This is a genomic window from Pseudomonas batumici (assembly GCF_000820515.1).
Classification (GTDB): Bacteria; Pseudomonadota; Gammaproteobacteria; order Pseudomonadales; family Pseudomonadaceae; genus Aquipseudomonas; species Aquipseudomonas batumici.
Genome location: NZ_JXDG01000018.1, coordinates 1 through 11,937, shown reverse-complemented (window position 1 = coordinate 11,937; position 11,937 = coordinate 1). Strand labels below are relative to the sequence as shown.

Genomic DNA, 11,937 nt, shown 5'->3' with positions numbered 1-11,937 from the left:
CACGTTTGAAGAGAGAGCGGTACTGATGGCCCTGGCAATTTTTGATCTGGACGAAACCCTGATCCACGGCGACTGCGCCACCCTCTGGAGCGAGCAGATGGGGCGCCTGGGCTGGGTCGACCCGGAGTCGTTCATGCAGCGCAACAACGAGCTGATGGACGCCTACGGCAGGGGCGAACTGGCCATGGAAGACTACATGCTGTTCAGCCTGGAGCCGATGGCCGGGCGCACCCCGGAGGAAATCGCCCACCTGGTGGCGCCCTGGGTCGAGGACGTGATCGAGCCGCTGATCTACAGCGACGCGTGCAAGGCCATCGCCGCCCACCGCGCGGCGGGTGACCGGATCCTGGTGATCTCGGCGTCCGGTATTCACCTGGTCAAGGCGATTGCCGAGCGCGTGGGCGTCGACGAAGTACTGGGCATCGACCTGGAAGTGCTGCACGGCGTCTATACCGGCCACACCGTCGGCACCCTCACCTACCGCGAAGGCAAGATCGTGCGGTTGCTGGAGTGGCTGGATGCCGAAGGCGAGAACCTGGAAGGCGCGAGTTTCTACTCGGACTCGCGCAACGACCTGCCGTTGTTGCGCAAGGTGGACCATCCGCATGTGGTGAACCCCGATCCGCTGCTGCGCGAGCAGGCGGAAAAGGCCGGCTGGCCTGTTCATCACTGGCAGTAATCACAACGCGAACGGCAGGAGCGGGACCTGGTCCGGCCGGCGTTCCGACGCAGAGCCACAGGTCCCTGGAAGCGTCGCCAGCAAGCGACGCTCCTGCAGCGAGAACTATCCCAGCGTCTCGTCGATCACCAACACCAGCTTCCCCGCCACCTGGTTGCTCGCCAGCGTCTCGAACGCCGTCTCGGCATCCCGGATCGGGAACGCCTTGGCCAGTTGCGGGCTCAGGCGCTTCTCGGCAAACAACGGCCAGACATGCTCACCCAGGTCACGCAACAGATCGGCCTTGAACTGATCGCTGCGACTGCGCAACGTCGAGCCCAGCAACTGGATCCGCTTGGCGAGGATCTTCGCCAGGTCCAGTTGGGTTTCCCGACCGCCCATCAGGCCGATCAGCACCCACCGTCCGTCAGCTGACAAAAGTTTCACGTTCAGCGCCGCGTAGTTCGCACCGACCGGATCGAGGATCACATCGAAGGGGGCGAAGTCGCTCAGGCCCTCGATATCGTCGCCCCGCACCGCCCCGCCCTGGGCGCCCAGGGCCTCGCAATAGGCCAAGCGATCCGCCGAACCGACACTGACCCAGCAGGGGTTGCCGAAGGCCTTGCACAGCTGGATCGCCGCCGAACCGACACCACTGGCACCGGCATGCAACAGCACTTTTTCACCCGGCTTGAGCCCCGCCAACTGGAACAGATTCAACCAGGCCGTGGCGTAGACCTCAGGCAGCGCAGCCGCTTCGACCAGGCTCAGGCCCTCCGGCACCGGCAGCACATGCCGTCCGTCGACCACCACTTCCTCGGCCATGCCGCCGCCGGCCAGCAGTGCGCAGACACGGTCGCCGACCTGCCAGGACGCTCCCGGCCCGACTTCGCTGATCACCCCGGAGCACTCCAGGCCCAGCACCTGGCTGGCCCCGGGCGGCGGCGGATACAGCCCGGCTTTCTGCAACAGATCGGCGCGATTGAGCCCCGCGGCCGCCACCCGGATCCGAACCTGTCCCACGTCGCACGTCGGACTCGGCTCTTCAACCCACTCCACTTGACCTTCAACGCCTTGCAATGCTTTCACAGTGCCTCCATAGTGAGTCTGGACTGAGCCCGAAGCTGTAGCACCGGGCTTTTTGCATTATGCGACCGGACCGAGGGTCGTACGAAAACTCGCAAACGCAGTTTTTGGTACACATTCCCGCGGAACCGGCGACTTTAAAGACGGCCTAATATGCGTTATCAATTGCCCCCGCGTCGACTCAGCATGAAGCATCTGTTCCCCAGCACAGCACTTGCTCTTTTCATTGGCCTTGGCTTCTCCACGCTGTCGGCCAATACGTTCGCAGCCAATAGCTGGGACAATCTTCAGCCCGACCGCGACGAGGTGATTGCCAGCCTGAACGTCGTCGAGTTGCTCAAGCGTAATCACTACAGCAAGCCGCCGCTGGACGACGCGCGCTCGGTGATCATCTACGACAGCTACCTCAAGCTGCTCGACCCGTCGCGCAGTTATTTCCTGGCCAGTGACATCGCCGAATTCGACAAGTGGAAAACCCACTTTGACGATTTCCTCAAGAGCGGCGACCTGAATGCCGGGTTCACCATCTACAAGCGCTACCTGGACCGGGTCAAATCGCGTCTGGACTTCACCCTTGCCGAGCTGAACAAGGGTGTCGACAAGATGGACTTCACCAGCCAGGAATCCTTGCTGATCGATCGCAAGGACGCCCCGTGGCTGAAGACCACGGCCGAGCTCGACGACCTGTGGCGCAAACGCGTCAAGGACGAAGTGCTGCGCCTGAAGATCGCCGGCAAGGAACCCAAGGCGATCCAGGACCTGCTGACCAAGCGCTACAAGAATCAGTTGGCACGCCTGGACCAGACCCGTTCCGAAGATATCTTCCAGGCCTATATCAATACCTTTGCGATGTCCTACGACCCGCACACCAACTATCTGTCACCCGATAGCGCGGAAAACTTCGACATCAACATGAGCCTGTCCCTGGAAGGCATCGGCGCCGTGCTGCAGAGCGACAACGACCAGGTCAAGGTCGTGCGCCTGGTGCCGTCAGGCCCGGCGGACAAGACCAAGCAGGTGGCCCCGGCCGACAAGATCATCGGGGTCGCCCAGGGCGACAAGGAAATGGTCGACGTGGTCGGCTGGCGCCTGGACGAAGTGGTCAAGCTGATCCGTGGTCCGAAAGGCTCGGTGGTGCGCCTGGAAGTGATTCCGGCGAGCAATGCGCCGAACGACCAGACCAGCAAGATAGTGTCCATCACCCGCGAATCGGTGAAACTGGAGGACCAGGCGGCCAGCAAGTCGATCCTGCACCTCAAGCAGGACGGCAAGGACTACAAGCTGGGGGTCATCGATATCCCGGCCTTCTACCTGGACTTCAAGGCGTTCCGCGCCGGCGATCCGGACTACAAGAGCACCACCCGCGACGTCAAGAAACTGCTGGGCGAGTTGCAGAAGGACGGCGTCGACGGCGTGGTCATCGACCTGCGCAACAACGGCGGCGGTTCCCTGCAGGAAGCCACCGAACTGACCAGCCTGTTCATCGACAAGGGCCCAACCGTGCTGGTGCGTAACGCCGAAGGCAAGGTCGACGTCCTCGAAGACGAAAGCCCGGGTGCCTTCTACAAAGGCCCGATGGCGCTGCTGGTCAACCGCCTGTCCGCCTCGGCTTCGGAGATCTTCGCCGGCGCCATGCAGGACTATCACCGGGCCCTGATCATCGGCGGCCAGACCTTCGGCAAAGGCACCGTGCAGACCATCCAGCCGCTCAACCATGGCGAGCTGAAGCTGACCCTGGCGAAGTTCTACCGGGTTTCCGGGCAGAGCACCCAGCACCAGGGCGTGCTGCCGGACGTGGATTTCCCGTCGATCATCGACACCAAGGAAATCGGCGAGAGCGCGCTGCCGGAAGCCATGCCGTGGGACACCATTCGTCCTTCGATCAAGCCACCGGTGGATCCGTTCAAGCCGTTCCTGGCCCAGCTCAAGGCTGACCACGAGGCGCGTGCGTCGAAGGATGCGGAGTTCATCTTCATTCGCGACAAGCTAGCCCTGGCCGAGAAGCTGCTCAAGGAAAAAACCGTGAGCCTGAACGAGAGCGAGCGTCGTGCCCAGCGCACCGATATCGACGCCAAGCAGCTGGTCATGGAGAACGCCCGTCGCAAGGCCAAGGGCGAAGAGCCGCTCAAGGAACTGAAGAAGGAAGACGACGACGCCTCGCCGGTGGATCCGGACAAGAAGATCAAGCCCGAGGACGACGCCTACCTGAGTGAGACCGGACGTATCCTGCTGGACTACCTGCGTCTGAACACGGCAATCGCGAAACATTGACAAATGATGGCAATTTAATGTGAAGCTGCTTCTGAGCGTCATCAAATAGTCATCATTCTGTCGTGAAATAAAGGACTGGGCATTGCTCTTGTAGAAAGGGCCATGCCCGGTCCTTTTTTTATCGATCGAGACAGCCATGACCATGACCGAACAGCTGAACGCCTTGAGTTCAATCCTGGCTCAGAATGGTCTGCACAGCCTGTTCCAACCGATCATCTCGCTGTCCGAACGCCGGATCCTCGGCTATGAGGCACTCAGTCGGGGGCCGTCCAACAGTCCGCTGCACTCGCCTATCAGCCTGTTCGCCGTGGCCCGCCAGGCCGGTCGCCTCAGCGAGCTGGAAATGCTCTGCCGCCTCAGCGCCTGCCGACGCTTCAGCGAACAGCAACTGCCGGGCAAACTCTTTCTCAACGTCTCGCCGGAATCGTTGCTGGAACCGACCCATCAGCCGGGCCGCACATTGCAGCTGCTGCAGGACTTCGGCATCGATCCCAGCAACGTGGTGATCGAACTCACCGAACAGACCCCCACCGACGATTTCCAGCTGCTGCAAAACGCCTTGCACCACTATCGCGCCATGGGTTTTTCCATCGCCCTGGACGATCTCGGGGCCGGCTATTCCAGCCTGCGCCTGTGGTCGGAGCTGCGCCCGGACTATGTGAAGATCGACCGGCACTTTATCGACGGTATCCACCAGGATGCCCTCAAGCGCGAATTCGTCGGCTCCATCCTGCAGATCGCCAAGGCCTCCCGGGCCCTGGTGATCGCCGAGGGCATCGAGCTGCCGGAGGAACTGGCGGTGCTCACCGAGATGGGCGTCGACCTGGTCCAGGGCTATCTGCTCTGCCGTCCCCAGGAACATCCGCCGCAGGAAGCCCGCGCGCTCCTGCCCAAGCTCGAGGCCACTCCGACGGCCCTCAGCGAGGAAGGCAGCGACCTCGGCGCCCTGCTCAACGAGCAACCGGCGGTGGCCCTGGATACCCCCACGGCGAACGTGCTGGAAGCCTTCCGCCGCCAGGCCAACCTCAACTCCCTGGCCGTCCTGGACGAGCATGGCCACCCGTGCGGCATCGTGCACCGGCATTCGCTCTCGGACGTGCTGCTCAAGCCCTTTGCCACCGACCTGTTCGCCCGCAAGCCCATCAGCCGGCTGATGAGCGAGGACTTCCTGGCGGTGGAGTCGAGTCAGTCCCTGCAGCAGGTCAGCCGCTTGATCACCAGCCGGGCCCGGCAGCGTATCGAGGAAGATTTCATCATTACCCACCAAGGCCGGTACCTGGGGCTGGGGCGGGTCATCGATGTGTTGAAACTGATTACCGAACTGAAGATCCAGCAAGCCCGCTATGCCAATCCGCTCACCCTGCTGCCGGGTAACGTGCCGATCCAGCAATGCCTGACACGGCTGTTGCAACAGGCCCGGGAGTCGGTGATCTGCTACGTGGATATCGACAGTTTCAAGCCGTTCAACGATATCTATGGCTACGGTCGTGGGGATGAAGTCCTGCTGTGCCTGGCGCAATGCCTGAACGATCGCGTCGACCCGAGCCGGGATTTCGTCGGCCATATCGGCGGCGACGACTTCCTGCTGGTGCTGGGCGAGGAGGATTGGCGCAAGCGCCTGAATCAGTTGCTGGAGGATTTCCAGAGCCAGAGCCGGCGCTTCTACCGCGCCGAGCACCTGGAGGCCGGCTGCTTCATCGCCTCGAATCGGCAGGGCCAGCGCCAGGAGTTCCCGCTGCTGTCCCTGTCCATCGGCGTGGTGCATCTGAAGCCGCAGTCCTGCACGCTGCTGGACCCCGCGCAGCTGGCGGAGCTGGCCTCCCAGGCCAAGCACCACGCCAAGAATGTGCCGGGCCACAGCATTCACGTGATCGACTGCTGTGCAGTCACTTCACCTGAACAACCATTGTAGGAGCGTCGACCGGCTGCTCCTACAAACGGTATTGGGGCGTGTCAGGCCTCGGCCGACTCCGGGTAATCGTACTCGAACACCCGCACCACTTCCGACGCATGCCAGGACGCCGCCGCCACGCCGTCGGACGGGCCGGAAAAGCGCCCCAGACGCTCGACACACTCGAAGAAACCGGTACGCGGCAAGCGGCTCGCGCCCTGGCTGATTACCAGGGAGCTGCGCAGCGGCTGTTCGGCCTTGGCATCCAGGGCCGCCAGGTGCTCCAGCGCCGCCGTCAGGGTTTGCATGGCCGGGCTAGGCAACTGCAAGCGCTCCAGCAAGGCGCGATAGGTCAACAGATGACGCTGGCGACGCGCCTGGTCGAGCTCGCCCAGCAGTCCGTCCCAGTGCTGACGACTGATGCGCACGCTCACGATGCGTCCCTCCAGCCAGCCACACCCAACTCCCAGGCCAGGCTGCGACGAATCGCAGCATCAGGCTCGCGCTCACCGCTTTCGATCAGGCCCAGATACGAAGGGCTGATACCCACCGTACGCGCCAGGGTCTCGACCGCCAGGCCCTTGGCTTCGCGCAGGCTGCGCAACTGCTCGAACGCCGGTAAGGCATCGACCGCTGGCGCCGGGCTGGCAGGGGGAGATTGCGAAGGTTGCGGGCTGCTCAAACCGGCAGCCTTGAGTAACGATTGATACTGAGCCCAAGGCAGAACCGCATATTCCGGTTCGCCGTCACGTGTAATTATTTGAAGATCCATTACCACACCCCGTAGGACTTTTACACATAGCAAGTCGGCGCTTTCCTTGTAGCTTAATCTTAACAGCCGCCAAGGTCGCTAGTGTGTTGTTCTTCAAGGAAACGGATCGGCTTCAGTCCTTTTCGTGACGTTGCAGTTGCAACTGCCCGGGCGTGTCCGGCAGTTGCTCGATCGCCCGCAGCCGTTCCGGCGCCTGGCGTTCGAGCCAGAGCCGGAAAGCACTCAGTTCCTGGTCCAGGGTATTCATCACCCAGGCCAATACCGCGATGTCGTCAAGCATGCCGAACACCGGGATGAAATCGGGGATGGCGTCGAGCGGACTGAGGAAGTACATCAGGCCGGCCACCACGATGATCATCGACTTGACGCTGATATCCCGGTACTCACCGCGCCAGTAGGCCAGGCACAGGACCTGCAGCAGTTTCAGGTCCTCCTTGAGCTTGCCCAGCCGGGCGCCTTGAAGGGCGCTTTTGCTCGCCACGGCGAACAACAGCGCCGGCAGGCGGCCACGCAGCAACAGCCGTTGCGCCAAGGGCAGGAAGCGGACGAAACTCCAGGGTGCTTTCATGATCACTCCACTCCCCCTCTCTTCACTGAAAAGCCGTGCGAGGTTATCCACACATCTTGTGGATAACCTTGTGAACAGAGCCACTTTTCAACGCTGAAAGCCCCGCTTTACAAGGGCCCAACTCAGATCGGGCGTTTTTTACTCACTGAAAAAAAGCCATTATTTCATTGACTTGGCATCAGTCTACGATTAGGCCGATTAGCCGAATGTTAAGACTATACCTGCCTGTAGATGTTCGTTTTCTTACAGCTTACAACCCTCAGAAACGACAACGCCCCGATAACGGGGCGTTGTGCTGAGCGCGCGCCTTACTTGGCAGCGCCTTCCTTGGCCTGATCCTTGATGGCCAGCAGTTCCAGGTCGAAGACCAGAACCGAGTTGGCCGGGATCGCCGGGCTTGGGCTTTGTGCGCCGTAGGCCAGGTCGCTCGGGATGTACAGCTTGTACTTCTCGCCGACGTGCATCAGTTGCAGGCCTTCGACCCAGCCTGGAATCACACCGCTGACCGGCAGGTCGATGGGGCTGCCGCGATCCACGGAGCTGTCGAAGGTGGTGCCGTTGGTCAGCTTGCCGGTGTAGTGAACGGTCACCACGTCGGTCGGCTTGGGCTGAGGACCATCGGCTTTCTTGATGACTTCATACTGCAGGCCCGAAGCGGTGGTCACGACACCTGGCTTCTTGGCGTTTTCCTCGAGGAATTTCTTGCCGGCAGCCGCCGACTCTTCGCTCAGCTTGGCCATGCGCTCTTCGGCACGTTTCTGCAGAGCGGCAAAGGCTTCGACCAGTTCGTCGTCCTTGAGCTTCTGTGGCTTCTTGCCGACGGCATCTTCGATGCCCTGGGCCACGGCCTTGGAATCCAGATCATCCATGCCTTCCTGGGCCAGGCTCTTGCCCATGTTCAGGCCGATGCCGTAGGAAGCTTTTTGCGCCGGGGTTTTCAGCTCTACGCTGGAATGCGAGTCGCAGCCCGCAAGTACCAGGCCAACCAGGGCCACCGCCGCCGCCAACCGATGCTGTTTCATGCTATTTCCTTGTTCATGCGCCTAAAGGGCAATCGTATAAAGCCGCGAGCTTATCAGGCCGCCACGACCAATGGCTACCGGCATGAGAGGCTCAAACCGCCAATAAGTTCAGGTGTTTGGCGCATTTTACAAAACCCTGACAGTCTGCTTACGTCTGTCCTGATCCGGCTGTGGCGCCACGGGCCAGTAGTCACGGCCATCATGGCCACTTGATACCAGGCAATGGCTCAGGCATAAGAAGGAAACAACTCGACAAGGATGGTGATCTTGCGCATTTTTTACCGTGTATTACTGGCAACGACTCTCCTGCTTTGCCTCGGCATCGCGGTGCTCCTGTACTACGTCGTCAATCCGAAACTACCGGCTTACGTACCGGCCCAGGTGCGCTATCTGGAGCAATGGAGCGAAGCCGATCGCCAGACCTACTACTACACACCGCAGGGCACACAGGTCAAAGGCCTGCGCTATGAGTGGTTCACCGCCCTGGAGCTGCCGTTTTCCGAACAGCGCTTTGCCGAACCCGAATATCTGGCGCGCTTCGGCTTCCTGATCGACCCCCAGCGCAAGGCGAGCGCGGACAACCCCGGCAACCTGCCGGTGGGTTTCGCCCGTCATCAGGACCCCGGCAGCCACGAGCAGTATCTGGATATCACCTGTGCGGCCTGCCATACCGGCGAATTGCGCTACAAGGACCAGGCATTGCGGATCGACGGCGGCTCGGCCCAGCATGTGCTGCCTTCCAGCGTGCCGACGCTGCGCGGCGGCAGTTTCGGCCAGGCCCTGGTGGCGAGCCTGGCCGCCACCTATTACAACCCCTGGAAATTCAAGCGCTTTGCCCACAATGTCCTGGGTGACGACTATGACGCCCAGTACGACCAGTTGCGCACGGACTTCAAGCAGTCGCTGGACACCTTCCTGCGGGTGGCCTGGAACGATACCCATCGCGGCCTCTATCCGACCGAGGAAGGCCCGGGCCGCACCGACGCCTTCGGGCGAATCGCCAATGCCAGCTTCGGCGATGCCCTTTCCGAGAAGAACTACCGCGTCGCCAACGCCCCCGTGGATTACCCGCAGCTCTGGGACATCTGGACCTTCGACTGGGTGCAGTGGACCGCCTCGGCCCAGCAGCCCATGGCGCGCAATATCGGCGAAGCCCTGGGGGTCGGCGCGCCCCTGAACTTCTTCGACGCCAATGGCCAGCCGCTGCAAGGTGCGGACCGCTACCCTTCCGGCGTGCGCGTGCGCGACCTGCAGCGAATCGAGGAAACCCTCAAGCACCTCCAGCCGCCCAGTTGGCCGGAGGACCTGTTCGGCAAGGTCGACCTGGCGCTGGCCGCCAAGGGCCGCGGGCTGTTCGCCGAGAACTGCGCCGGCTGCCATGTGCCCCCGGTCACCTCGGAGAACGGTCGCCCGGTGAAACACCTGGTCTCCATCCCGCTCGCGGCGATTGGTACCGACCCCAATACCGCCAACAACATCGCCGACAATCGTTACGACCTGAGTTCACTGCAATGGGACCCGGCGGAACTGGCGAAACTGCCGGTCCATCTGCATCCCACGCCCGACAAGCCATTGGACATGACACAACTGTCGGTGGCCAAGGGCCTGGCCTACGTCACCGCCTTCGTCGAAGAGCGCGCCTATCGCGAAGCCAAGGTCACGCCTGAAGAGCGGCCGGCGATGGATGGCTTCGGCCTGCCCATCGGCGTACTCGAGCAACGCGCCTACAAGGCCCGGCCGCTGGCCGGCGTGTGGGCCACCTCGCCGTTCCTGCACAACGGTTCGGTGCCTTCGCTGTATCAACTGCTCTCGCCCCAGGACGAACGCCCCAGCACCTTCTATCGCGGCACCTTCGAATACGATCCGCGTCACCTGGGTTATCGCCCGGAAGCCTTCCCCAATGGCTTCCTGTACGACACCCGCATCAGCGGCAATCACAACAGCGGTCACGAATTCCGCACCGGCAAGCGTGGCAATGGCGTGATCGGTCGTCTGTTGCAGCCCGAAGAACGCTGGGCCCTGCTCGAATACCTGAAGGTATTGGGCGGCCCGCTGGAGGCGCAACTGCCATGACCCCCACCCTTAGTGCTCACGTTAAAAGGAAGCCTACATGCTGACCCGACTCTGGCTGCGCCTCGGCGCCTTTCTGGGCAAGAGCCTGCTGATCCTGATCGGTCTCGGGCTGGTGGGGTGGGCCCTGGCCAGCGGCTGGTACGCCTGGCGCCAGAGTGGCCCGGTGTCCGCCGAGGAACAGATTCCACCCGGTGAATCGGCCAGGACCCAGGCCATCATCCAGACCGCCATACGCGTCGTCGACCGGCATCGCGAGAGCACCCGCTACCTGCGCGATGCCCATGCCAAGGCCCACGGCTGCGTAAAGGCCGAAGTCCAGGTCCCCGCCGACCTGAGCGCGGATCTGCGCCAGGGCGTGTTTGCCGAACCGGGCAAGACCTGGCAGGCGTTGATACGAATGTCCAATGGCAACGCCTATCCGCAGTTCGACAGTATTCGCGACGCCCGTGGCATGGCGCTCAAGCTGCTCGACGTCCCGGGCAAGCAACTGTTGCCGGGGCAACAAGGGCGCAACGAGCAGGACTTCGTGATGTTCAGCCATCCGAACTTCTTCGTCAGCGATGTCGCCGAGTACCAGCAGAACATCGATGCCCAGGCGGAAGGCAAGCGGGTGATGGCGTTTTTCCCGAACTGGAACCCGACCACCTGGCAGGTTCGCCATCTGTTCATCGCCCTGGCGACCTTGGCGCCGGCGCCGGACAGTCCGACACAGACCAGCTACTTCTCGGTCTCGCCCTACAAGTTCGGCAATGACAACGCCAAGTTCCGTGTGGCCCCCGATCCCCAGAGCTGCCCGGAATATACATTGCCGGAACAGCAGCAGGAACTGCCGAACTTCCTCCGTAGCGCCCTGATCCAGCAGCTATCCACAGATCGCGTCCCGGCCTGTTTCGTCTTGCAGATCCAGCGGCAGAACGCCCATTTGTACATGCCGATCGAAGACACCAGCATCGAGTGGAAGGAGAGCGACGCGCCATTCCAGACCGTGGCGCGGATTCGGATTCCGGCCCAGGATTTCGACACGCTGGAACAGAACATCGCGTGTGACAACCAGTCGTTCAGTCCCTGGCATGGGCTGGAGGCACATCGGCCGATCGGTGGCATCAACCGACTGCGCAAGGCGGTGTACGACGCGGTCAGCGATTACCGGCACAGCCGCAACGCCGAGCAATAGCGCCTGGCCCTTGAGCCTTGTGGCGCCCATTCGGGCGCCATCGCCGGCAAGCCGGCTCCCACAGTGGTCCGCGCCGAACACAGGATTGGGGGATGACAAAAATCCTGTGGGGGCTGGCTTGCCAGCGATGGGCCCTTGAGCCTTGCGGTGTCCATACTGACGCCATCGCCGGCAAGCCGGCTCCCACAGTGGTCCGCGTCGAACACAGGATTGGGGGGATGACAAAAATCCTGTGGGAGCCGGCTTGCTGGCGATGGCGATATGAGATTCGCCACAACCATCGCAGGCAAACCGACTTCCACTGCTCAACAAACCCCAGACGACAAAAAGCCCGCACAAGGCGGGCTTTCTGTAATGACCTGGCGTTCAGTGGTCCAGATCATCGAATATGGCGCAGCGGACGGGACTCGAACCCGCGACCC

At 62.1% G+C, this 11,937-nt stretch carries 10 protein-coding genes; 5 read left to right on the top strand and 5 right to left on the bottom strand.

The genetic code is table 11. The features are described 5' to 3' along the window. Positions 1-25: 25 nt before the first annotated feature. On the top strand, positions 26-679 hold the full coding sequence (locus UCMB321_RS08135) for an HAD family hydrolase (RefSeq protein ID WP_040065243.1): 654 nt from the start codon (positions 26-28) through the stop codon (positions 677-679). A 105-nt stretch (positions 680-784) separates the two neighbouring features. On the opposite strand, the gene UCMB321_RS08130 is transcribed toward UCMB321_RS08135, so the two are convergent. Then, positions 785-1,747 carry a zinc-binding dehydrogenase gene (locus UCMB321_RS08130; RefSeq protein WP_040065241.1) on the bottom strand — a complete coding sequence of 321 codons (963 nt, stop codon included), beginning with the start codon at positions 1,745-1,747 and terminating at the stop codon, positions 785-787. A 183-nt stretch (positions 1,748-1,930) separates the two neighbouring features. Here UCMB321_RS08130 and UCMB321_RS08125 point away from each other — a divergent pair, with 183 nt between their 5' ends. Further along, positions 1,931-4,015 (top strand): carboxy terminal-processing peptidase, encoded by a 2,085-nt coding sequence (locus UCMB321_RS08125; protein ID WP_209437145.1) that lies wholly within the window; start codon positions 1,931-1,933, stop codon positions 4,013-4,015. Positions 4,016-4,151: 136 nt separating this feature from the next. Further along, entirely contained in the window at positions 4,152-5,927 is a 1,776-nt protein-coding gene (locus UCMB321_RS08120; RefSeq protein ID WP_040065238.1) for a bifunctional diguanylate cyclase/phosphodiesterase, read from the top strand. A gap of 41 nt (positions 5,928-5,968) precedes the next feature. On the opposite strand, the gene UCMB321_RS08115 is transcribed toward UCMB321_RS08120, so the two are convergent. From UCMB321_RS08115 to bamJ, 4 genes are all read right to left on the bottom strand, one after another. Further along, positions 5,969-6,340 carry a hypothetical protein gene (locus tag UCMB321_RS08115; RefSeq protein WP_040065236.1) on the bottom strand — a complete coding sequence of 124 codons (372 nt, stop codon included), beginning with the start codon at positions 6,338-6,340 and terminating at the stop codon, positions 5,969-5,971. Then, complete coding sequence (locus UCMB321_RS08110) at positions 6,337-6,678, bottom strand: helix-turn-helix domain-containing protein (protein WP_040065235.1); 342 nt, start codon at positions 6,676-6,678, stop codon at positions 6,337-6,339. Before UCMB321_RS08110 ends, UCMB321_RS08115 begins: the two co-directional genes overlap by 4 nt. Before the next feature lie 112 nt (positions 6,679-6,790). Further along, on the bottom strand, positions 6,791-7,246 hold the full coding sequence (locus tag UCMB321_RS08105; protein WP_040065234.1) for a YkvA family protein: 456 nt from the start codon (positions 7,244-7,246) through the stop codon (positions 6,791-6,793). 308 nt (positions 7,247-7,554) lie between these two features. Beyond that, on the bottom strand, positions 7,555-8,268 hold the full coding sequence (bamJ, locus tag UCMB321_RS08100; RefSeq protein ID WP_040065233.1) for a BamJ family beta-barrel-assembly machinery protein: 714 nt from the start codon (positions 8,266-8,268) through the stop codon (positions 7,555-7,557). 258 nt (positions 8,269-8,526) lie between these two features. On the opposite strand from bamJ, the gene UCMB321_RS08095 reads away from it, so the two are divergent. After that, the gene (locus UCMB321_RS08095) at positions 8,527-10,341 is read left to right on the top strand and encodes a di-heme-cytochrome C peroxidase (RefSeq protein WP_425338540.1); all 1,815 of its coding nucleotides are present in this window, start codon (positions 8,527-8,529) and stop codon (positions 10,339-10,341) included. A 37-nt stretch (positions 10,342-10,378) separates the two neighbouring features. Beyond that, positions 10,379-11,515, top strand: coding sequence for a catalase family protein (locus tag UCMB321_RS08090; protein ID WP_040065232.1), 1,137 nt, complete (start codon positions 10,379-10,381; stop codon positions 11,513-11,515). Positions 11,516-11,937 lie beyond the last annotated feature (422 nt).

Excerpts from the sequence above, each read along its gene's own strand:
- UCMB321_RS08135 (WP_040065243.1), top strand. The coding sequence starts at position 26 with ATGGCCCTGGCAATTTTTGATCTGGACGAAACCCTGATCCACGGCGAC.
- UCMB321_RS08125 (WP_209437145.1), top strand. The coding sequence starts at position 1,931 with ATGAAGCATCTGTTCCCCAGCACAGCACTTGCTCTTTTCATTGGCCTT.
- UCMB321_RS08120 (WP_040065238.1), top strand. The coding sequence starts at position 4,152 with ATGACCATGACCGAACAGCTGAACGCCTTGAGTTCAATCCTGGCTCAG.
- UCMB321_RS08110 (WP_040065235.1), bottom strand. The coding sequence starts at position 6,678 with ATGGATCTTCAAATAATTACACGTGACGGCGAACCGGAATATGCGGTT.
- UCMB321_RS08105 (WP_040065234.1), bottom strand. The coding sequence starts at position 7,246 with ATGAAAGCACCCTGGAGTTTCGTCCGCTTCCTGCCCTTGGCGCAACGG.
- bamJ (WP_040065233.1), bottom strand. The coding sequence starts at position 8,268 with ATGAAACAGCATCGGTTGGCGGCGGCGGTGGCCCTGGTTGGCCTGGTA.
- UCMB321_RS08095 (WP_425338540.1), top strand. The coding sequence starts at position 8,527 with ATGGTGATCTTGCGCATTTTTTACCGTGTATTACTGGCAACGACTCTC.
- UCMB321_RS08090 (WP_040065232.1), top strand. The coding sequence starts at position 10,379 with ATGCTGACCCGACTCTGGCTGCGCCTCGGCGCCTTTCTGGGCAAGAGC.